This window comes from Chitiniphilus shinanonensis DSM 23277, assembly GCF_000374805.1.
GTDB classification, from domain to species: domain Bacteria; phylum Pseudomonadota; class Gammaproteobacteria; order Burkholderiales; family Chitinibacteraceae; genus Chitiniphilus; species Chitiniphilus shinanonensis.
In genome coordinates this window covers 150,362-172,947 of record NZ_KB895340.1, presented here as the reverse complement: position 1 = coordinate 172,947, position 22,586 = coordinate 150,362, and the positions used below count along the sequence as shown (strand labels likewise).

Genomic DNA, 22,586 nt, shown 5'->3' with positions numbered 1-22,586 from the left:
GCGTCCCCATGTTGCGTCGCAGCACCCGATTGCCCGCAAACCCAGGCCCTGCGCCGCTTTGGCGCGTGGTGCCCCATGTAGTGCGCCAAGATGTGGCAGTAGTTTTGCTACGTTTTGATGTAGGGCTTGTTTTGTTGTTGCTACGGACAAAATCGTTGATTTGTAAGGCTTGAGCGGATATTTAGGTAGTAAGTTACATCGTGAAACATCGATATATACGTAGTTTTTCTACAAAAAGTGTTGCGCGGGAAATGTAGTTTTGATAGGATTCGTCTGTGTCCAAACCGGACGCACCACTGAAGGTCAATCCGGACCCAAAAGGAGAAGGAATAAAATGCGTACTCTGTTCAAGATCATCCGCAACGTTGAAGACAGTCAGCGTCTGCTTATCAAATCCTACGGCTGGCGTCTGACGCTGGCTCGTTGATCCCCGGCGCGGGGTGGGTTAACCCGTGCACTGTTGTTGAGCTTTTCTAGGCTTCTCGCGGTCTCTTGACCGCTTATCGACTCCTCCATCCTGGCCCAGTCCTGTCGTTCCCCCCGAATGACAAGCTGGGCGTCTTTTTTTCCGTCGATTTCATCCGTCGATGCCGCATCGGTGTTCGGGGATGCCCCCCATACCCGCGTCGTCCCTTTGTTCGGTAGAGTAGCGACTTTCCGTTTCCCGCCCGCCCATGCCCCGTTTCCGCCCCCGCAACCTGCTGCTGTCCCTGGTGTTCGGCGGCTGCGTCCTCGGTGCCCAGGCGCAGGAAGAGGATTACGCCGTGGACATCGACGGGCCGAGCGATGCGGTGAACCTGCTCGAACGCCATCTCGACCTCTACAAGTGGCGCAGCCGGGGCATCGAGGCCGATGAACTGCGCGCGGTGATCGAACGCACCCCGGCCGATGCCGAGGCATTGCTCAATACCGCCGGTTACTTCAAGCCCAAGGTGGAAGCGCGTCTGGAAGGCGAGGCCGGCCACTACCGTGTGCGGGTGACGGTCGATCCGGGCAAGCTCGCGCTGGTGCGCAACGTCGCGCTGAGCCTGGAAGGCCCGATCAACGAAGACACCGAATACCGCGACCGGATGCTGGCCTTCCTGGAGCGCAACCCGCCGCTGTCCAAGGATGTGCCGTTCTCGCAATCGGCGTGGAGCGCCTACAAGCGCCGCGCGCTGACGGCCCTGCAATTCCAGCGCTATCCGGCCGCGCGCATCACCAGGAGCGAGGCGCGCATCGACCCGGCCACCGCCAGCGCCGACCTGACCCTGGTGCTCGACAGCGGCCCGTTCTACCGCTACGGCGAAGTCCGCATCGACGGGCTGTCGCGTTACCCCGAGCGCATCGTGCGCGACCAGGTGCACCTGGAACCCGGCGCCGAATTCAACCGGCGCGACCTGCAAAAGCTCCAGGCCGATCTGCAGGACATGCCCAATTTCTCCACCGTCATTGTCGAGCCGGCGCTGAGCGCCGATCCGCCCTACGAAGCGCCGATCCACGTGACGGTGCAGGAGGCGCCGTTGCAGAAGATGACGCTGGGCGCCGGTTACAGCACCAACACCGGCTTTCGCGGCGAAGTCACCCACCGCTACAACAACGTCGCCGGGCGCGGCTGGATTCTCGACAGCGACATCCGCCTGGAGCAGCTGGAGCAGGCGATCGAGGTCGGGCTGACCTTCCCCAAGCACGCCAGCGGTTATAGCCACCGCATCTACGCCTCCGGCGAGCGCTCCACCTCGAACAATCTCGATTCCGACACCTACAAGGCGGGCATCTCGCGCGCCGCCAAGGGCGACCGGATCGACCGCACCATCACCCTCGAATACCTGGCCGAGCGCCGCGAACTGGACGACGGCACCGTCGAGAACCCGCAGACGCTGGCGCTGAGCTACCAGTGGATCCGCCGCGACCTCGACAGCCTGCGCAACCCGCGCAAGGGCTCGGTGCTGCAACTGGAGGCCGGCGGCGGCGTGCGCGGCGTGCTGTCCGACGAAACCTTCCTGCGCCTGTACGGCCGCACCACCTATTACTGGCCGGTGGCCGACGCCGACGTGCTGATCGGCCGGCTGGAGATCGGCAACACCAGCACCAAGGACCCCTCCCGGGTGCCGACCGACTTCCTGTTCCGCGCCGGCGGCAGCAACAGCGTGCGCGGCTACGACTACGAAAGCCTGGGCGTGCGCGATGGCGACACCGTGAAGGGCGGCCGGGTGCTGGCCACCGCCACGCTGGAATACCAGCACGCGGTCTACAAGGACTGGCGCGCCGCGGTGTTCGTCGATCATGGCGATGCCGCCAACAACTGGGGCGACTATTCCGGCAAGACCGGCGTCGGTGTCGGCGCGCGCTGGGTCAGCCCGGTGGGCGTGCTGGGCGCCGACGTCGCCTACGGCATCGACGACGAGCAGATCAAGCTGTACTTCGCGCTGGGAGTGGCGTTCTGATGCAGGACGAAGCCCAACTGCCGCCGCAACCCGACACCCCGCCCGAAGCCGCCGCGCCACGTCGCCGCCGCCGCTGGGGCCGCTGGCTGCTGCTCGGCGTCGTGCTGACATTGTTGTTGCTGGTCGCCGCCAGCTATGCCGCGTTGCGCTGGCTCGACCGCCCCGGCGGCCACGCCTGGCTGGTGCAGCAGGTGAACCAGAGCGGCGTGGTCAAACTGGCCGGCATCGAGGGCAGCCTGTGGCGTCACCTCACCGTGCGCGGCCTGGTGGTCGATACCGAGGCGGCCAAGGTCAGCATCGACCGAGTCCGCCTGGACTGGCGCCCGCGCCGACTGATGCTGCGACGCCTGCTGATCGAGCGGCTGGACGTGGGCGAAGTGCGCGTGGCGCTCAAGCCGCAGCCACCGAACAAGCCGCCGACCCCGCCGCCGGGCGACCTGACTCTGCCGCTGGCGGTGACGCTGGACGAATTGCGCCTGGCGCGCCTGCTCATCGACGGCACGCCAGTCGATCTCAAGGCGTTGCGCGCCGCGTTGCACAGCGACGGCGCGCGGCACAGCCTGGATCTCCAGCAGCTGAAGACCCCGCGCGGCAACGCCACCGCCACGCTGCAACTGGAAGGCCATCCGCCGTTCGCCACCCGCGGCACGCTCAAGTTCGGCGGCCGCATCGAGCAATACACCGTCGCCAGCGCCTTCGACCTGTCCGGCAACCTGCGCAATCTCGCCGTTGCCGGCCACGTCGACGGCGAGCGCATGCGCGCCAAGGTGGCGCTGCGTGTCGACGCCTTCGCCCCCTACGCCTACGCCATGCTGTTGCAGGCGCGCGTCACGGCCGAGCACATCGACCCGGCCGCGTTGCAGGCCGGCCTGCCGCGCGGCGACCTCGATCTCGATCTGGAACTGACGCCCACCGGCAAGGGCGCCACCGGCAAGCTCGGCGTGCTCAACCACGCGCCCGGCCGCATCGACGCCCAGCGCCTGCCGTTCGCCCGCGTCGACGCCGAGTTCGCCATGGGCCAGGACTGGTTCGACCTCACCCGCGCCAGCGTCGCCCTGCCGGGCAAGGCCGCGCTCAAGGCGCGCGGCCAGTTCACCAAGGACAAGCTCCAGGCCGAGATCGCCTTGCAGGACGTCGATCTGGCCGCGCTCCATGCCTCGCAGCTGCAAACCGCGCTGTCGGGCACCATCGGCCTCAACGGGCCGTACCGCGCACCCGACGTGAAGGCGCGGATCGAGGACGCCCGGCTCAAGGCCAGCGTCACCGCCGACGCGGGCTGGATCGACCCCGAGCGCGACCGGCGCATCGCGCTGCGTTCGCTGACGCTGGCGCGCGGCAGCAGCCGGCTCGCCGCCGAAGGCGAATTCGGCCTGGCGCGGCAGGATTTCAAGCTCAAGGCAGTGGCCGACCACTGGAACCCGGCCGACTTCGCCCGGCTGCCGGCCGGCGACATCAGCGGCAACGTCGAGGCGCAGGGCGCGCTGTTGCCGCAACTGGAAGTCGCGCTGAAATACGCCCTCAAGCCCGGTCGCTTCAACGGCCAGCCGCTGGCGGGCGAGGGCAGGCTCACCGTGACCGCGCAGCAGGTGCGCGAAGCCAACCTGTGGCTGGCGCTGGGCGACAACCGCGTCAGCGCCACCGGCGCGCTCGGCCGGCCGCAGGACCAATTGCAGGCCACGCTGGCGCTGCACAACCTGGGGCAGTTGGGGCAGGGCTTCGGCGGGCGGCTGGAAGGCAATGTCTCGGCACGCGGCGACTGGCTGCGGCCGTTCCTGCGCGGCGACCTGACTGCCAGCGGCGTGCAGACGCCGTTCGGCGTTGCCGCCGGCATGGCGCGGCTCAAGGCCGAGCTGTACCCCGACCTGGACAGCCCGTTCACTCTGGACGCCGAAGCACACGACATCGCCGGCTTCGACGTCCAGGTGGGCCGGCTCAAGCTGGACCTCAAAGGCACGCGCGCCCGTCACCACCTGGTGCTCGACGCCGACGGCGCCTATGCCGGACGCAAGCTGGCGGCCGGCCTGACCGCCGACGGCGGGCTGGACGAACACTGGAACTGGAAGGGCCGCTGGACCCGCTTCACCGGCGACGGCCCGCTGGCGGTGCGCCTGCTCGGCCCGGCCGACATCCGGCTCGGCCCGGCCGGCGTCGATCTGACCGGCGCCCATCTGGAAGCCGGCGGCAGCCGGCTGGAGATCGTCCAGCTGGGCTGGCACGACGGCCGCCTGCAGACGCGCGGCAGCGCGCCCCGGCTGGTGACCGCCGAATGGCTGGCGCTGGCCGGCGGGCATCCCGAACTGGAGACCGATCTGGTGCTGGCCGCCGACTGGGATGTGCGCAGCGATGCCGCGCTCGATGGCCACGTCGCGCTCAAGCGGCTGTCGGGCGACCTGCGCCGCCGTGTCGGCCGCCAGGTGCAGGCGCTGGACCTGGAGCGGCTGGACCTGCGGCTGGACGCCGCCGCCTCGCACACCCGCGTGGCCGCGCTGGCGGCCAGCCGCCGCTTCGGCGAGCTGACGGTGGATGGCGATACCCGCATCGATCCGCACCAGTGGACCGTGGTGCCGGGTGCCGACGTCAACGTGCGGGTCAAGGGCGAACTGGCCGACCTGTCGCGCATCGCGCCGCTACTGAGCGACAGCGTGGCGCTGGCCGGCGGCCTCAAGCTGGACGTGCGCCGCAGCGGCCCGCTGTCGGATCCGGTGTTCAACGGCACACTGGCCGGCAGCGCGCTCGACATCCACGACAAGGCCACCGGCATCCGGCTGCGCGAAGGCGACGTCAAGCTCACCCTGACCGAGCGCCGGGTACAGCTCGACACCTTCCGCTTCAAGGGCGGGCGCGGCACGCTGTCCGCCACCGGCAGCGTCGATCTGCGCCGCGACGGCGCCGACGCCCAGGCCGTGTTGCAGGCCGAGCGCCTGCTGCTGGTGAACCGCCCCGACCTGCAACTGGTGGTCACCGGGCGCGGCGAGATCAAGTACGGCCTGGCCGGGCTGTCGATCAACGGCAACCTGCGCGCCGACCGCGGCAACATCGAATACCACGGCAACGACGTGCCGGCGCTGTCGGACGACGTGGTGGTGGTGGGGCGCGAGCCGCGCCAGCCCGGCGGCGGCGGCATGAAGCTGGCCGATCTGCTGTTCGACGTGGATCTGGGCGACAACTTCAAGTTCCGCGGCTACGGCCTGGAGGCCGACCTGTCCGGCGCACTGCGCTTCCGCGCCTCGCCCGACCAGGCGCTGTCGGCCAGCGGCGCGGTGAAGGTGGACGAAGGCACCTACCGCGCCTACGGCCAGAAGCTGGACATCGAGCGCGGCGTGCTGTCGTTCACCGGCCCGCTGGACAACCCCAGCCTGGACATCCTGGCGGTGCGGCGCGGCGGCGCGGTCGAGGCAGGGGTGCAGGTGAAGGGCTGGGCGCAATCGCCGCAGGTGTCGCTGTATTCCGACCCCAACGTGTCGGACAACGAAAAGCTGTCCTGGCTGCTGTTCGGCCACGGCGCCGAGAACATGGACAAGGGCGACGCCGCCGTGATGGTGCAGGCGCTCAACGCCATCCTCACCGAGGGCAATCCCGGCGAGGGCATGACCGACCAGTTCCTGGAGACGCTGGGCATCGACGAAGTGGGCTTCGGCTCCGAGGAGCGCGCCGGCGGCACCACCTCGCAGGTGGTCACGGTGAGCAAGCGCATCGGCAACCGCCTGCGCGTCGGCCTGGAAAAGAGCTTCGACGGCCTGTCCGACGCCATCTCGCTGACCGTGCTGCTGTCGCGGCGCTGGTCGGTGGTGACCAAGTTCGGCACCGACGAAAGCACGCTGGATGCGCTGTATACGATCAGCTTCGATTGAGCGGTGTGGTTGGGGAAATTCAAACCTTGAACCACAGAGAACGGTGAGAGCACGGAGGTTTCACAGTAGAAACCAATAAAGCAGTGGGATCAGGCAGTTCGATGACCTCGACATTGACATTGATCCTGGTTTTCTCTGTGTCCCTCTGTGTGTCCTCGTTGTTCTCTGTGGTTCAAGATTTAGGGTTCCCCAACCCCACCCCAGCGTTTCAAACGAGCGTCTTGGCGAAAGCGCTTATTGTTACCGACAATGACGGCGTGTTCTGTTTCACGACAGTGCAGTGTCACCTGCGCCCGCACCGTGCCGGTGCCTGACCAAGTCCGCCCCGCCGGCGGCACCACAAAAACCACAATCAAGGAGATGTTCGTGATCCGCATGCCTTTGCGTACCCGTCCGCTTGCCGCGGCACTCACCGCCCTGTTCCTCGCCGCGTGTGGCGGCGACGGCGTCGAGTCGGTCAACGAAACCCCGCCCAGCCATTCCGCGGGCTACACCCAGATCGTGGCGTTCGGCGACAGCCTGACCGATGCCGGCACCTTCAACCCCACCACCGCCGACGCCGACCCCAGCAACGACAGCGCCACCGGCCTGATGTTCACCACCAAGCCGGGCGGCACCTGGGCCGGCTACATCGCCGCCAACCTGGGTCTGTCGCTGACGCCCAACCAGCAGGTCAACTTCGGCATCGTCGGCAACGGCGGCAAGGTGATCGAGCTGGGCGGCACCGACTACGCCGAGGGCGGTGCCCGCCTGGAAGTGGACGCGGCCAACGGCGGCGTCACCACCCAGACCATTCCGGGTATCGGCACCGTGCCGGTGCAGGGCGCCACCAGCCGCTCGATCAAGACCCAGATCGACGACTACCTCGCCGAGCACGGCAGTGCCTTCAACGACGGCCAGCTGGTGCTGATCCAGGGCGGCGCCAACGACTTCTTCAACTTCTTCAGCACCACGCCGCCGGCCAACCTGCAAACCGCCGCGCCGGCCTTCATCCAGGCCACGGTGACTTCGCTGGTGACCCAGATCGGCCGCCTGAAGGCCGCCGGCGCCAGCCACATCATCTACGCCAACCTGCCGGAGCTGGGCTACACGCCGCAGTTCCTCGCGCTCGGCCCCACCGTCGCCGGCCAGGCCACGGCGCTGTCGCAGTCCTACAACAACGCGGTGGCGCAGCAACTGGGTGCGATGGGCGTGACGGTGTTCGACACCGCCAAGCTGATCCGCGACGTGGTGGCCGCGCCGGCCAACTACGGCTTCACCAATGTCCAGACCCCGGCCTGCAACAGCTACACCACGCCGGGCAACCCGGCCACGCTGTCGGCGCTGATCTGCTCGCCGAGCACGCTGGTGGCGCCCAAGGCCGACCTGACCTACCTGTTCGCCGACGGCATCCACCCCACCGCGCGCGCCCACGCCATCTGGGCCGACCAGGTGACCGCGACGCTGCTGGCCGATCAGGTCGCCGCGCATTGAGCGACGCTGTTTTTAACCCCACACCTTGAACCACAGAGAACGGTGAGAACACGGAGGGGTGGGGAGAAAACCAAACCTCAAATGTAAAAACCAAATCTGGGGACACAGAGAACGGGGAGAGCACAGAGAACACGGAGAAACCCGGTAAGAATCGGGTGGTTTGCTCCGTGCTCTCTGTGCTCTCTGTGAACTCGGTGTCTACGGATCTTCGTTTTTCCTTGCTCCGTTTTTCCTTCGTGTTCTCACTGTCCTCTGTGGTTCAAGGTGTGGGGTTTGTACATTCTCCCGCGCTACAACGTCCGCGCCAGCACGCAGCACTCCACCCGGCGCGCGCCGGCTTCGCGTAGCGCGCGGGCGCAGGCGTGCAGGCTGGCGCCGCTGGTCATCACGTCATCCACCAGCAGCACCGTGCCATCCAGCGGCCGGGGCGCGGCGAAGGCGCCGCGTACGTTGCGGGCGCGGGCGGCGCGGCTGGAGCGGGCCTGATGCGCACCGTCGCGCAGGCGCAGCAGCGCATCGTGGCGCAGCGGCAGCCGCCAGGCGCGCGCCAGTGTGGCGGCCAGTTCCTGCGCCTGGTTGAAGCCGCGTTCGCGCAACCGGGGCGCGGCCAGCGGCACCGGGATCACCCAATCGACGCACGGCGCGGGCAGGGCGCGCGCCAGGTGCCGGCCGAGCAGGGCGAAGGCGTGCCAGCGCCCGCCGAACTTGGCGGCCTGGATCGCCTGCGCCAGCCAGCCGGCGTAGGCAAAGCGCGCGTGGGTGGCGGCAAAGGCCGGTGGCGCGGCCAGACAACGGCCGCACACGCTGCCGGCGGGCACCGGCATGGCGCAGATCGCGCAACACGGGCAGGGCAGGGCCGGCAGGTCGTCCAGGCAGCCGATGCACAGGCCGTCGCGGCAGGCGGCGCCGCACCCCAGACAGGCCGCGGGCGGGCGCCAGTCGGCCAGGCTGCGCAGTGTGGCGCGGATGCGGTAGTTGTTCAGAAAATTCATATCGAAAATTGACAATGGCGCGGCCGGGTGCGGACAATCCGGCCCATCCCTTTCTAGACCAGCAGGGCCGCCGATGAACGCGCCGCAGACCCAGACCATCCAGATGACCCGCAGCACGCCGCACCCCGAGCAGGCGCGCTGGGACGACGCCTCGGTGGCGGCGCTGTTCGCGCTGCCGTTCAACGACCTGCTGTTCCGTGCCCAGCAGGCCCACCGCGAGCATTTCGACGCCAATCGCGTGCAGCTTTCCACGCTGCTGTCGGTCAAGACCGGCGGCTGTAGCGAGGATTGCGGCTATTGCCCCCAGTCCGCGCGCTACCACACCGGCGTGGAGAACCAGGGCCTGATGCAGGCCGACGAAGTGATCGAGACCGCGCGGCTGGCCAAGGAGAATGGCGCCAGCCGCTTCTGCATGGGCGGCGCCTGGCGCGGCCCCAAGCAGCGCGACCTGGACGAACTGAAGAAGATGATCGCCGGAGTGAAGGCGCTGGGCCTGGAAACCTGCGGCACCTTCGGCCTGCTCAAGGACGGCATGGCCGAGCAATTGAAAGGCGCCGGGCTCGACTACTACAACCACAACCTCGACACCGCGCCGGACAAGTACGCCGACATCGTCTCCACCCGCGACTACGAAGACCGGCTGGACACGCTGGGCAAGGTGCGCCGCGCCGGCCTGTCGGTCTGTAGCGGCGGCATCGTCGGCATGGGCGAGACGCGCGAGCAGCGCGCCGGGCTGCTGGCGCAACTGGCCAACCTCGACCCGCAGCCCGAGTCGGTGCCTATCAACAACCTGGTGCCGGTGCCGGGCACGCCGCTGGCCGATGCCGAGCCGCTGGACTGGACCGAATTCGTCCGCACCATCGCCGTGGCGCGCATCGTCCTGCCGCGCTCGTTCGTGCGGCTGTCGGCCGGCCGCCGCGAAATGCCCGAGGCGATGCAGGCGCTGTGCTTCATGGCCGGCGCCAACTCGATCTTCTACGGCGACAAACTGCTGACCACCGGCAACCCCGACGTCGAAGGCGACCGCCGACTGTTCGCCAAGCTGGATTTGTTGCCGCTATAGGGGGAACCCTAAATCTTGAACCACTGAGGACACAGAGAGCACAGAGGTTTCACTGAGAAAACCGGAAAGAACCTCGACAGGTCGGATCGGGATGGTTTGGGTTTTCTCTGTGCAACTCTGTGTTCTCCGTGCTCTCTGTGGTTCAAGGTTTGAATTTCGGCGGTTCAAGATTTGAACTCTTCCCATTCGGGTTATCATCGCGGGCATGTCCGCCCCGATCGCCACCCCCGCCCAGACCGCCGAGCCGTTGCTCGACGTGGCGGGGCTGCATGTCGAATATCCGGGGCATGAGCGTGCGGCGGTCGAGGAGGTCGCCTTCACGCTGGCGGCCGGCGAGACGCTGGCGCTGGTCGGGGCGTCCGGTTCCGGCAAGAGCGTCACCGCGCGCGCCATCGCCCAGCTCGATCCCAATGCGCGCTACGTCGGCAGCGTGCGCTTCGCCGGCGAGGAACTGATCGGCGCCAGCCCGGCCACCTTGCGCCGCCTGCGCGGCGAGGGCGTCGGCATGGTGTTCCAGGAGCCGCTGTCCGCGCTCAACCCCCTGCACAGCATCGGCCGCCAGATCGGCGAGGCGCTCGGCCTGCATCGCGGCATCGCCGGCAAGGCGTTGCGCGCCGCGGTGCTCGAACTGCTGGAGCGGGTGCATCTGGCGGACCCCCGCGTGCTCGGCGCCTATCCGCACCAGTTGTCCGGCGGGCAACGCCAGCGGGTGCTGATCGCCATGGCGCTGGCCTGTCGGCCGCGATTGCTGATCGCCGACGAGCCGACCACCGCGCTCGATGCCCACCTGCGGGTACAGATCCTGCAACTGCTCAAGGGCATCGCCACCGCCGACGGCATGGGTCTGCTGCTGATCTCGCACGACCTGGTGATGGTGCGCGGCTTCGCCGACCGCGTGGCGGTGATGTGCGAAGGCCGCATCGTCGAAACCGGGGCGGCGTGCGAGGTGTTCGACGCGCCGTCGCATCCCGCCACCCGCGCGCTGTTGGCGGTGCGCCAGGCCAGGCTGGCGCCGCCGGTGGCCTCGGGCGCGCCCGCCGCCTTGTCGGTCAAGGGCGTGTGCTGCGACTACCTGCACCAGCCCGGCATCTTCAAGCGCCCGCAGACCGTGCGTGCGCTGGCGCCGGCCGATTTCGAGCTGGCGCGCGGCGAAACGCTGGGCATCGTCGGCGAATCCGGCTCGGGCAAGACCACGCTGGCGCTGTCGGTGCTGCGGCTGGCCCGCGAAGGGCGGGGCGAGATCGTGCTGGGCGGCGGCGAGCACGGCCAGTTGCGCTTCGATCGCCTGAGCGGCCCCGCGTTGCGTGCCGCGCGCAGCCGCATGCAGGTGGTGCTGCAAGACCCGTTTTCGTCGTTGTCGCCGCGCATGACGGTGGGCGAGATCGTCGAGGAAGGGTTGCTGATCCACCGCCCCGAGCTGACCCCGGCGCAACGGCGTCAGGCCGTGATCGACGTGCTGGGCGAGGTCGGCTTGCAGACGGATGTGCTGGAACGCTATCCGCACGCGTTCTCCGGCGGGCAACGCCAGCGTATCGCCATCGCCCGCGCGTTGATCCTGGCGCCCGAAGTGCTGGTGCTGGACGAGCCGACGTCGGCGCTGGATGCCCACATCGGCTTGCAGGTGCTCAAATTGCTGGCGGAGCTGCAACGCCGGCACGGGCTGTCTTACGTGCTGATTACCCATGACCTGTCGGTGGTGCGCGCCCTGGCGCACCGCGTCATCGTGCTGCAATCCGGCGAGGTAGTGGAGCGCGGCACCGTCGAAACGTTGTTCACCACGCCGGAACACCCCTACACCCGGCAGTTGCTTGCCGCGGCGCAATACCTGCCCGCGGCCTGATCCCCCTCCTTACCAACTCTTTTGTACGGGATTGCGGTTTTCCGCGATGCCCCATCCGGAGATTTTTCTTACATTTATTCATTAGAATTTGCTGATTTATAGCGGCTGACAAAACCCGGCGAAGCGGTTCCGGCAAGAGCGCGAAATGCCCTGCACGGCGGTAAACCGGACTTCCTTCGGTCGCCCACCGTACGAGGCGGCAAGTGAGGCTCGGCGCCTCCGCGTGACCCCGCCAGAAAGGTTTTGTCAGCCGCGCTCAACACAACAACAACAATTTTGGTTTGCCAGGAGGTATTCACCGTCATGCGTCGTAACGAACCCGTCACGCAACACGAGGTGCTGGTCGATCCTCGTCACCCCATCGTCAGCAAGACCGATCTCAAGGGCCGCATCACCTACGCCAACCCCGTCTTCGTCGCCATCTGTGGCTTCAGCCACGACGAACTGATCGGCGCACCGCACAACCTGGTGCGCCACCCCGACATGCCGGCGGCCGCCTTCGACGACCTGTGGCGCACCATCAAGGCCGGCCAGCCCTGGCGCGGCATCGTCAAGAACCGCTGCAAGAACGGCGACCACTACTGGGTCGAGGCCTTCGTCACGCCGCTGTACGAGGACGGTCGTCATGTGGGCTACATGTCGGTGCGCAACGCGCCCACCCGCGCGCAGATTGAGGCGGCGGACGCGCTGTACCGCCAGGTGAACGCCGGCCGCGCCGCGGTGCCGGCCACCCGCTGGCCGCAGCGGCTGGCGTTGCGCTGGCGTACCGCGCTGGTGCTGGGCGCGACCACGCTGCCGTGGCTGGGAGCGTTGCTGCTGGAGACGGCGCGCTGGCCGCTGGCGGGGCTGGGCGTGGCGGCGGGCGTGGCCGGCTGGGCCTGGTTGAATGCCAGCCATCGCCAGCCGCTGGCGCACGCGGCGCAGGTGTTCGCGCAACTGGCCGAGGGCAATTTCCGGGTCCAGGTGGATACCCGGGTGCCGGCCGAATTCTCGCAGTTGCTGCTGCAACTGGAGAGCATGCGCATCAATCTGCGCGCGGTGATCGCCGACGTGGTGTCGGCCGCTGAGGAAGTGGGGCGCCGCGCCGGCGAGTTGTCCGGCCAGTCCGGCGAGCTGGCGCAGCGTTCGCGGGTGCAGTCGGAAGGGGTGAGCGGGGTGGCGGCGGCGCTGGAGCAACTGACCGCCTCGGTGGCGGAGATCCAGGATTCGACGCGCCACAGCGCCGAGCACGCGGCGCGCGCGTCGGCGCTGACGCGGACCGGCGGTGAGGAGATGCGCGCGGCCCAGGCGGCCACGCACCAGGTGGCGACGGTGGTGGACGGCGCCTGTGCCACGCTGGACGAACTCGCCGAGGCGGTGCGCGGCATCCACAGCCTGGCCCAGACCATCCGCGAGATCGCCGACCAGACCAATCTGCTGGCACTGAACGCCGCCATCGAGGCGGCGCGGGCCGGCGAGGCGGGACGCGGCTTCGCCGTGGTGGCGGACGAAGTGCGCAAGCTGGCCGAGCGCACCAGCGTCTCCACCGGCACCATCACCAGCACCATCGAAGCCATCGCCGCGCGCACCGGCGTCGCCACCGATACCATGCGCCAGGCGCTGGACGGGGTGCGCCACGGCAGCGGACTGATCGACGCCTCGACCGCCACGCTGTTGCAGATCGAGACGGCCAGCCAGGGCGTGGACCGCTCGGCGCGCGAGATCGACCAGATGCTGTCGCAGCAGACCCAGGCCGCGCAGGACGTGGCGACCAGCATGGAGCGCATCAGCGCGCTGGCCGGGCACAACGACGAGACGCTGGCGGGCGTGGATGCGGCGGCGCATCGCCTGGCCGACGTGGCGCGCGAGTTGCGGTTACTGGTGGCGCAATTCGAAAAATCGCTGTGAGCGGCTGGCAAAACCCTCCTGGCGGCGTCGCGCGGGGCGCCGAGCCTCACTTGCCGCCTCGTACGGTGTGCGGCCGAAGGAAGTCCGGTTTGCCGCCTTTCAGGACGTCTCGCGCTTCTTGCCATGACCGCTACGCTGGGTTTTCCCAGTCGCTCCGCCGTAATGGCGACTCGGCAAAAAGGCCCGCCGGATGGCGGGCCTTGGCGCGATGGGCGCGGCCTTATTTGCTGAACACGATGTGTCCCTGCTGGGCGTCGGCCCTGACCACGTCCTTGGCGCCGAATTCGCCAGCCAGGATCTTCTTCGCCAGCGGGTTCTCGATCTCGGACTGGATCGCGCGCTTGAGTGGGCGCGCGCCGTACACCGGGTCGAAGCCGGCTTCCGCCACCAGATCGAGCGCGGCGTCGCTGGTCTCGAAGCCGATCTCCAGCTGCGCCAGGCGCTGCGTCAGCCGCTGAAGCTGGATGCGCGCGATGTTGCGGATCTGCGCGGCCTCCAGGCCGTGGAACACCACGATCTCGTCGATGCGGTTGACGAACTCGGGCCGGAAATGGGTCTTCACCTCGGCCAGCACCGCCAGCTTGACGATCTGGTAGTCGTCGTCGGACATCATCTGGATCTGCTGGCTGCCCAGGTTGGAGGTCATCACGATCACCGTGTTGCGGAAATCCACGGTGCGGCCCTGGCCGTCGGTGAGGCGGCCATCGTCCAGCACCTGCAACAGCACGTTGAACACGTCCGGGTGCGCCTTTTCCACCTCGTCCAGCAGGATCACGCTGTACGGCTTGCGGCGCACCGCCTCGGTCAGGTAGCCGCCTTCCTCGTAGCCGACGTATCCCGGCGGCGCGCCGATCAGGCGGGCCACCGAGTGCTTCTCCATGAACTCGCTCATGTCCAGGCGCACGATCTGTTCCTCGGTGTCGAACAGGAACTCGGCCAGCGCCTTCGTCAGCTCGGTCTTGCCCACGCCGGTGGGGCCCAGGAACAGGAACGAACCGTAGGGCCGGTTCGGATCGGCCAGACCGGAGCGCGAGCGGCGGATGGCGTCGCTCACCAGCCGCACCGCTTCGTCCTGCCCGATCACGCGCCGGTGCAGCGCGTCCTCCATGTGCAGCAGCTTGTCGCGCTCGCCCTGCATCATCTTGCTGACCGGAATGCCGGTGGCGCGGCTGACCACCTCGGCGATCTCCTCCGCGCCCACCTGGGTGCGCAGCAGGCGATTGGGCCGATCCTGGCCTTCGGCGGCCTCGGCGGCCTTCAGCTTGGCGTCCAGCTCGGGCAGCTTGCCGTATTGCAACTCGGACGCCTTGTCCCATTCGCCGCGCCGCTGCGCCGCCTGGATGGCGTTGCGCACCTGCTCGATCTCTTCCTTGATCGATTGCGAACCGAGCACGGCGGCCTTTTCCGCCTTCCAGATTTCCTCCAGGTCGGAGTACTCCTTGTCCAGCCGGCCGATCTCTTCCTCGATCAGCGCCAGCCGGCGTTGCGAGGCTTCGTCCTTTTCCTTCTTCACCGCCTCGCGCTCGATCTTCAGCTGGATCAGGCGGCGGTCGAGCTTGTCCATCGCCTCGGGCTTGGAGTCGATCTCCATCTTGATGCGGCTGGCGGCCTCGTCGATCAGGTCGATGGCCTTGTCCGGCAGGAAGCGGTCGGTGATGTAGCGGTGGCTCAGCTCGGCCGCGGCGACGATGGCCGGGTCGGTGATGTCCACGCCGTGGTGGATTTCGTACTTCTCCTGCAGACCGCGCAGGATGGCGATGGTGCTTTCCACGCTGGGCTCGTCCACCAGCACCTTCTGAAAGCGGCGCTCCAGCGCGGCGTCCTTCTCGATGTACTTGCGGTATTCGTCCAGCGTGGTGGCGCCGATGCAGTGCAGCTCGCCGCGCGCCAGCGCCGGCTTGAGCATATTGCCGGCGTCCAGCGCGCCTTCGGCCTTACCGGCGCCGACCAGGGTGTGGATCTCGTCGATGAAGACGATGGTGTTGCCTTCGTCCTTGGCCAGCTCGTTGAGCACGGTCTTGAGGCGTTCCTCGAACTCGCCGCGATACTTGGCGCCGGCCAGCAGCGCCGCCAGATCCAGCGTCAGCACGCGCTTGGATTTGAGCGACTCGGGCACTTCGCCGTTGACGATGCGCTGCGCCAGCCCCTCGACGATGGCGGTCTTGCCCACGCCCGGCTCGCCGATCAGCACCGGATTGTTCTTGGTGCGGCGTTGCAGCACCTGGATGGCGCGGCGGATCTCGTCGTCGCGGCCGATCACCGGGTCCAGCTTGCCGGCGCGGGCGCGCTCGGTGAGGTCGATGGTGTACTTGCCCAGCGCGCCGCGCTGCGATTCGGCCTCGGCGCTCTGCACGCTCTCGCCACCGCGCACCGCGTCGATGGCGGCCTCGATGGCGTCCTTCTTGCCGCCGTGCTGCTTGAGCAGGCGACCGGTCTCGCCCTTGTCGTCGGCCAGTGCCAGCAGAAACAGGTCGCTGCTGATGAACTGGTCGCCGCGCTTGATCGCGGCCTTGTCCACCAGGTTGAGCAGGTTGGCCAGCTCCTTGGAGACGGTGATTTCGCCGCCGGTGCCTTCCACCTTGGTCAGGCGGCCGATCGCGTCCTTCAACGCGTTCTGCAAGGGCACCACGTTGACGCCGGCGCGTGCCAGCAGCGCGATGGCGCCGGAATCGGGATCGCCCAGCAGCGCGGACAACAGGTGCTGCGGCTCGATGTAGGGGTTGTCGTGGCCCAGTGCCAGGCTTTGCGCGTCGGCGAACGCCTGCTGGAACTTGGTGGTGAGCTTGTCGAAACGCATTGGGGAAACCCTCCGGGAAATGGAGCGGTCAACAAAACCCAGCGCAGCGGTCCTGGCACGAAGCGCGAAACGCAGACAGTACATGTAGTACGGCAAGTTCGCGCGACACAGCCAGGAGGGTTTTGTTGGCGGCTCTCAGTGTCTTTGCACTGATATTTGGGGAGGGCCCGGGGGTTTTCAAGGCGGTCGCCGGACGGGGATGAGGGGGAAAGCGGGTGAGGAGTGAGGAGTGAGGAGTGAGGAGTGAGGAGTGAGGAGTGAGGACGCAAGCGCTGCCACTGCCGCGCCGTTGCCTTTGAAGTCACCCCTCACACCTCACTCCTCACCCCTCACACTTCACCCCTCACATTTCACGGCCGATGCGCGATCACGCGGTCGCGGCCCTCGTGCTTGGCCTGGTACAGCGCCTCGTCGGCGCGCTTCAGGCTGTCGGCCACCGGCTCCTGCGCCAGCACGGTGACGCCGAAGCTGGCGGTGACGTGCAGGTCGGAGACCCACTCCAGGTCGCGCAGGTGCAGGCGGATCTTTTCCGCCAGCTGGATCGCCGACGCCAGCGGCGTGTTGGGGCAGAACAGCACGAATTCCTCGCCGCCCCAGCGCACCAGGTAATCCTCGCGGCGGATCAGCGTGCCGACCTCGGCGGTGAACTGCTTGAGCACCAGGTCGCCGGTGTCGTGGCCGTATTCGTCGTTGATGCGTTTGAAGTGGTCCAGGTCGATGAAGATCACCGCCAGCGGCCGCTCGGGCTGCGACAGCTCGGCCTCGCGCAGCAGTTCGTCGCGGATGCCGGCGCGGTTGCGCACGCCGGTCAGCGGGTCGCGCCGCGCCAATTCCCCAATCACTTTGTTTTCCAGTTGTAATGCCTTGGTCAGGGAACGCAGGTCTTCCTCGCGGCGACGGCTGTGGCGCAGACGCCGTTGCATCTGCCGCAGATCGTTCACCAGCACGCTGGCGGCCAGCGCCACCCATAGCGCCACCACCAGCAGCGCCATCTGCTCGCGGCTGACCCATTTGCCGTGGAATTCGATGTAACGCACGCGGATCACGTGCTCGCCCGGCTCTTTCAGACCCGAGGTGGACAACTGGATCATGCGCACGCGTTGCAGGTCGGGGCCGGCGTACTCCACCGGGATGTTGTGCTCGCTCAGCCACCAGCTGGCGACATTGAAGCTGTGCAGCGGAATGGTCTTGACCTCGCCGCCGACGGCCGGGGTGAAGGCCAGTTCGTTGGCCTTCCAGGTGGTGTCGTCGTTGGCCTTGCCATAGGCGGGATCGTAGCTGCGGGCGAAGAAACGCAAGGCGCGCGCGCCCGGGCTGCGGTATTCGACATTCAGCTTCACCGAGTCGAAACGCGACAGGTCGATGCCCTCGGGCTTGTCGGTCAGCCTGATCGACATCTCGCAGTACGGCCATTCGTAGGTGGAGGACAGCAGGCAGTGCAGGGCGAAGGCGTCGTTGTCGCGGATCAGGCGCGCCACCGACGCGCCGCCCGAACTGCGGTCGTCCTGCAAGGCCATCGGCAGGGTGGTGGCGGCATCGATGCGAATCACCCGGTTCATGCCGAAGTGCTGCCAGAGCAGCAGCACGCCGGAGAGCAGCAGCATGACGAGTACGCTGAAACGAGGGTATTTGACGATTCGCATCTGGGGCTGATCCAGAGGTATGGCCGCGAAGAGAGTATACGGCGGTTTCTTACACTCGGTATATAAGCAAAAGATTATTTTTATTGATTGAAAGAATTATCCTGACAATGACGTCGCAAATTCCAACGGATTTGTCAGCTTGGCCGCCAGCCCAGTTTTTCGGCCAGTCGCACCACGTTGCCGATGATGATGAGCGCCGGAGGTTTGACCTGTGAAGTGGCCAGCAGGCCGGGCAGCGTCTCCAGCGTGCCGACCAGCGTGCGCTGGTCGGGCAGGGTGGCTTTCTCGACGATGGCCGCCGGGGTGTCGGGCGCGCGGCCATGGGCGATCAGCTGGGCACAGATGCGTGGTGCCTGTGCCACACCCATATAGACCACGATGGTCTCGCTGGGCGAGGTCAGGCGCGGCCAGTCGAGCTCGATCTCTTCGCCGCGGCGATGGCCGGTGACGAAGGTGACCGATTGCGCATGGTCGCGGTGGGTGAGCGGAATGCCGGCGTAGCACGAGGCGCCGGCGGCCGAGGTGATGCCCGGCACCACCTGGAATTCGATGCCGGCCGCCGCCAGCTCTTCGATCTCTTCGCCGCCGCGGCCGAAGATGAACGGGTCGCCGCCCTTGAGCCGCAGCACCGTCTTGCCTTCGCGCGCCAGCCGCACCAGCAGCTTGTTGATGTCCTCCTGCGGCAGCGCGTGGTTGCTGGCCTTCTTGCCCACGTACAGCCGCTCCGCGTCGCGCCGCACCAGATCGACGATGGCGGGCGACACCAGGTTGTCGTAGAGCACCACGTCGGCGCGCTGCATCAGCCGCAGCGCGCGGAAGGTGAGCAGGTCGGGATTGCCGGGGCCGGCGCCGACCAGATACACCGCGCCGCGCGCCAGCGCGTCCGCGTCGCCGCTGGCCAGCGTGGCTTCCAGTTCGGCCTCGGCGCCGGCTTCGTCGCCGGCCAGCGCGCGCTCGGCTGCCGGGCCGTCCAGCGCTTGTTCCCAGAAGCGGCGGCGCGCGCGGTCGTCGCCGCCGAAGCGTGCCTGCACCCGCTGACGCAGACGGCCGGCCAGCCGCGCCAGCGTGCCGTAGCCGTGCGGCAGCCACGCCTCGATCCGCGCGCGGATCAGGCGGGCCAGCACCGGCGCATTGCCGCCGCTGGAAATGGCGATCATCAGCGGCGAACGATCGACGATGGCCGGTGTGACGAAACGGCAGCGCGCCGGGTCGTCCACCACGTTGACCAGGATGCCGGCGGCCTCGCAGCGTGCATGCACCTCGGCATTGACCGCCGCGTCGTCGGTGGCGGCGATCACCAGTCGCATGCCGTGAATGTCGCCGGCCTGCCAGGCACGCGGCAGGTGGATCAGCGCGCCCTGGTCGCGCTGGGCCGCCAGTGCGTCGCACAGCGCCGGGGCGACCACCGTCAGGCGGGCGCCGGCGGCCAGCAGCAGATGCGCCTTGCGCAGCGCCACCTCGCCGCCGCCCACCAGCAGGCAGGGTTGGTCACGCAGGTCGAGGAAGAGCGGAAAGTAGTCCATGTGGTGATTCTTGATCGTTATCAATGGGCAACAAGGTGCACGACCGCGGCGCGGCGATGGGCTCTATTGTAACCGCCGCTTTCCTCCGGCTTCAGGCAGCGCTGTTGCGCCATCGGCGCGGTGGCGGAGGCGGAGGCGGGATGTTCTTCAATCGCGTGGAGTATTGCAATGCCCCGGTTTTCACCCTGGTACGGCACGGTCGCCGTGATGCTGAGCTTTGCCGGCGGCTGCGCGCTGGCGGCCGATCCGGTCGATCCGGCCAGGCTGGCCGCCAGCCGTGCCTGCCTGTCCTGCCACGCGCCGGCGGCGCGCATCGTCGGGCCGTCGTTCAAGGAGATCGCCGACCGCTATCGCGGCGACGCCAAGGCGCCGGCGGCGCTGGCGCGGACCATCCGCCAGGGCGGCAAGGGCCATTGGGGCCAGTTGCCGATGCCCGCCAATCCGCGCGTGACCGAGGCCGAGGCGGCGCAACTGGCACGCTGGATTCTCGACCGGAAGTAGGCGCGTGGCGGCGCGGTGTCCGGCCCTGTCGCGTGCGCGCCAGACGGTGTTTCCGGCCCCGGCCGCGCCGCGAAAAAAGAACCGGCGCAAGGCCGGCTCTCAGTGACGCGGTGCCCGCGTCGGCTCGGAGCATGCTGGCGGTCGCTCCCCTTCCCGCCGTGGCCTATTCCGGCCGCTCCAAGTCTGCTGCGATGATGCCGCGCCCCCCGACACGGCGATCATGGCTGTCCCCCCGGCTACCCGGTGAGTATCCGCCCGAGGTCTGTCGCCCCGGATCGATCATTCCTGCGCAGCATGCCACTGCCGCTTGCATATTTCATCCCTGGGTCACGCCGCGCGCAGTTCGGGCGATACCTCCGCCACGGCCCGGGCCACGGTTTCGCCGGGCACCGTCTCCTTGTCGAGCAACTCGGCGACGATATGGCGCAGCGCGCCGGCGTGGCTGGTCAGGTGCGCGCTGCATTGTTCCTCCAGCCGCGACAGCAGTTGCTTGGCCTCCTCGATGGCGTTGCCCATCTCGGGCTGCACCAGCGCGGGGTTGTCGATGGCCGCCAGGTTGAACAGCGAACCGCTGCCGCCGAAGCCGTACTGCGCCACCATCGCCAGCGCGATGCGCGACGCTTCCTGCAGGTCGTGCGCGGCGCCGGTCGAGGCCTCGCCGTAGGTGAGCAGTTCGGCGCAGCGGCCGCCCAGCAGCATCACGATGCGATGTTCCAGTTCGGACTTGCGGTGCAGGTGGCGATCCTCCGGCGGCGATACCAGGGTGACGCCCAGCGCGCCGCCGCGCGGCAGGATGGTGACCTTCTCCACCCGGCCCACGCCCAGCAGTTGCGCGATCACGGCATGGCCGGCCTCGTGCACCGCCACGCGCTCGCGTTCCGCTTCGGTCAGCGCGCGCACCGCGCCATTGATCTCGCCCATGCGCGAGATCTCGATGGCTTCCTGGAATTCGTGCTGGCCGACCGACGCCTTGCCGGCCTTGGCCGCCAGCAGCGTGGCCTGGTTGACGATGGATGCCACCGCCGCCGGCGACAGCCCGGTGGTCAGGCGCGCCAGTTGTTCGTAGTCGATGCCCGGCTCGGTCTTCACCTTGCCGCTGTACAGCCGGAAGATGCCCTCGCGGTCGATCACGTCCGGCAGCTTGACGTGCACCCGGCGGTCGAACCGGCCCTCGCGCAGCAGCGCCTCGTCCACGTTGTCCACCAGATTGGTGGCGCCGACCACGATCACGCCGTCGCCGGGGGCGAAGCCGTCCATTTCCACCAGCACCTGGTTGATGATGCGGTTGCCCTCGCTTTCGGCCGGGCCGTTGCCGCTGCTGGTGCGCTTGCCGATGCCGTCGATCTCGTCGATGAACAGGATGCACGGCGCGTGCTTGCGCGCGGCCTTGAACAGCGCCTTCACCTTCATTGGGCCGACGCCGTAGAACTTGGAGGTGAAATCGCTGCCCGAGGCGGAGATGAACGACACCCCGCATTCGCCGGCCAGCGCGCGCGCCAGCAAGGTCTTGCCGGTGCCGGGCGGGCCGGACATCAGCACGCCCGCCGACGGGCGCGCCCCGAGCGCGGCGAACGATTCCGGGGTCTTGAGGAAGGCGGCGATATCCTGCAACGCATGCTTGGCCTCCTTGGCGCCGATCACGTCGTCGAAGGTGGTCTCCACCTTCAGGTTGAGGTCGTACTGCCGGCCGCCGACGTTGCCGCCGCGCACCATCCACACCGTGACGCCGAGCAGGCCCAGCATCAGCAGGATATTGAGCGAGCGACCGACCACTTCCAGCACGTTGCCGGCATCGCCGCCGGCGCCCTTGTAGCTCACGTTGTTGAGCATCACCACCTGGAACGGCGCGGCGCGGTCGCGATAGCGGTTCAGCACCCATTGCGCCACCGGCGTGGCATCGCCGTCCTGCACGAAGTAGCGCGCGCCGTCGCGGGTGCTGACCAGCACGCTGTTGCGCGCCAGCCCCAGCGTGGCGACGCGCCCGCCGTCCAGGTCGTGCCCGAGGGTGGACAGGTCGCGCTCGGCGGCGAACCAGGCATCGGGATCGTCGCGCATGGCGCGCGCTGTTTCCGGCAGCGAACCGGCCGCCAGCGCCTGGCGCTGGTCGTCGGCCTGATGACGTTGCCAGCCGTACCAGCCGGCGCCACCGAGCAGCGCGAGGGCCAGCGCCGCCAGCGCGGCTTTGTTGCGAAGCAGTTTCGACAGCATGAAAAAACCTCTGGGGATGAAGCACCTCGCCAACAGACAACGTCATGTCGTCATGGACTCGGTCGATTCAAATTCTTTCTTTGCAAGAAATATTTTTGCTTGCGCCAAAATGTCTGATTGGGTTTGCCGCAGCGATGGTCGGCAAGGGATGCCGGCGTGAGCGATCACGCGGATCCTTGTTTGAAGCCATTTTCATGGCCTGGCGGGGAGGGGCGGCAACTGCTCGGATGGCGTCGCCTGCCTTTGTATGGAGGTGCTGCTGGATTTGAGTTGTCAGCTTATCACTCGGTCTCGCTGCTGCAATGCACCGGTTGTCAGGTTGCGGCGGCAATGTTGCGCATCGCACACGGCACGCTGGTCGGTTGGGGAGCGACGGTACGGC

Annotated in this window: 13 protein-coding genes; 8 read left to right on the top strand and 5 right to left on the bottom strand. The window is 67.8% G+C overall.

Going from position 1 to position 22,586, the window contains the following annotated elements; all coding sequences use genetic code 11:
* Positions 1 to 674: 674 nt before the first annotated feature.
* The 3 genes from C556_RS19890 (at position 675) to C556_RS19885 (ending at position 7,750) form a co-directional block, all read left to right on the top strand.
* A complete protein-coding gene (locus C556_RS19890) occupies positions 675 to 2,426 on the top strand; it encodes an autotransporter assembly complex protein TamA (RefSeq protein ID WP_018747902.1) in 1,752 nt (583 codons plus the stop codon).
* Complete coding sequence (locus C556_RS0108925) at positions 2,426 to 6,277, top strand: translocation/assembly module TamB domain-containing protein (protein WP_018747901.1); 3,852 nt, start codon at positions 2,426 to 2,428, stop codon at positions 6,275 to 6,277. The genes C556_RS19890 and C556_RS0108925 overlap by 1 nt, the downstream gene beginning before the upstream one ends.
* Before the next feature lie 375 nt (positions 6,278 to 6,652).
* Positions 6,653 to 7,750 carry an SGNH/GDSL hydrolase family protein gene (locus C556_RS19885; protein WP_245559229.1) on the top strand — a complete coding sequence of 366 codons (1,098 nt, stop codon included), beginning with the start codon at positions 6,653 to 6,655 and terminating at the stop codon, positions 7,748 to 7,750.
* A 290-nt stretch (positions 7,751 to 8,040) separates the two neighbouring features.
* On the opposite strand, the gene C556_RS0108915 is transcribed toward C556_RS19885, so the two are convergent.
* Positions 8,041 to 8,742, bottom strand: a complete 702-nt coding sequence (locus tag C556_RS0108915) for a ComF family protein (RefSeq protein ID WP_018747899.1) — start codon at positions 8,740 to 8,742, stop codon at positions 8,041 to 8,043.
* A gap of 73 nt (positions 8,743 to 8,815) precedes the next feature.
* Between C556_RS0108915 and bioB the strand changes: the two genes are divergently transcribed.
* The 3 genes from bioB (at position 8,816) to C556_RS0108900 (ending at position 13,532) form a co-directional block, all read left to right on the top strand.
* Positions 8,816 to 9,805 (top strand): biotin synthase BioB, encoded by a 990-nt coding sequence (gene bioB / locus C556_RS0108910; protein ID WP_018747898.1) that lies wholly within the window; start codon positions 8,816 to 8,818, stop codon positions 9,803 to 9,805.
* Positions 9,806 to 10,010: 205 nt separating this feature from the next.
* Complete coding sequence (locus C556_RS0108905) at positions 10,011 to 11,645, top strand: ABC transporter ATP-binding protein (RefSeq protein WP_018747897.1); 1,635 nt, start codon at positions 10,011 to 10,013, stop codon at positions 11,643 to 11,645.
* Between the two features lie 303 nt (positions 11,646 to 11,948).
* Entirely contained in the window at positions 11,949 to 13,532 is a 1,584-nt protein-coding gene (locus C556_RS0108900) for a methyl-accepting chemotaxis protein (protein WP_018747896.1), read from the top strand.
* 220 nt (positions 13,533 to 13,752) lie between these two features.
* Here the strand turns inward: C556_RS0108900 and clpB are convergent, their stop codons facing one another.
* The 3 genes from clpB to cysG all read right to left on the bottom strand — a co-directional run bounded on the left by clpB (position 13,753) and on the right by cysG (position 19,495).
* On the bottom strand, positions 13,753 to 16,329 hold the full coding sequence (gene clpB, locus C556_RS0108895; protein WP_018747895.1) for an ATP-dependent chaperone ClpB: 2,577 nt from the start codon (positions 16,327 to 16,329) through the stop codon (positions 13,753 to 13,755).
* A gap of 350 nt (positions 16,330 to 16,679) precedes the next feature.
* The gene (locus tag C556_RS0108890) at positions 16,680 to 17,972 is read right to left on the bottom strand and encodes a diguanylate cyclase (protein WP_018747894.1); all 1,293 of its coding nucleotides are present in this window, start codon (positions 17,970 to 17,972) and stop codon (positions 16,680 to 16,682) included.
* A gap of 134 nt (positions 17,973 to 18,106) precedes the next feature.
* Positions 18,107 to 19,495 carry a siroheme synthase CysG gene (gene cysG, locus C556_RS0108885; protein WP_018747893.1) on the bottom strand — a complete coding sequence of 463 codons (1,389 nt, stop codon included), beginning with the start codon at positions 19,493 to 19,495 and terminating at the stop codon, positions 18,107 to 18,109.
* A gap of 168 nt (positions 19,496 to 19,663) precedes the next feature.
* Here cysG and C556_RS0108880 point away from each other — a divergent pair, with 168 nt between their 5' ends.
* Entirely contained in the window at positions 19,664 to 19,996 is a 333-nt protein-coding gene (locus C556_RS0108880; RefSeq protein ID WP_018747892.1) for a c-type cytochrome, read from the top strand.
* 327 nt (positions 19,997 to 20,323) lie between these two features.
* Here the strand turns inward: C556_RS0108880 and C556_RS0108875 are convergent, their stop codons facing one another.
* Positions 20,324 to 22,204: an ATP-dependent metallopeptidase FtsH/Yme1/Tma family protein gene (locus C556_RS0108875; RefSeq protein WP_018747891.1), complete on the bottom strand. Its 1,881-nt coding sequence runs from the start codon at positions 22,202 to 22,204 to the stop codon at positions 20,324 to 20,326.
* Between C556_RS0108875 and C556_RS22930 the strand changes: the two genes are divergently transcribed.
* The gene (locus C556_RS22930; RefSeq protein WP_157236049.1) at positions 22,203 to 22,364 is read left to right on the top strand and encodes a hypothetical protein; all 162 of its coding nucleotides are present in this window, start codon (positions 22,203 to 22,205) and stop codon (positions 22,362 to 22,364) included. The two genes, C556_RS0108875 and C556_RS22930, sit on opposite strands and share 2 nt — an antisense overlap.
* Positions 22,365 to 22,586: the final 222 nt, after the last annotated feature.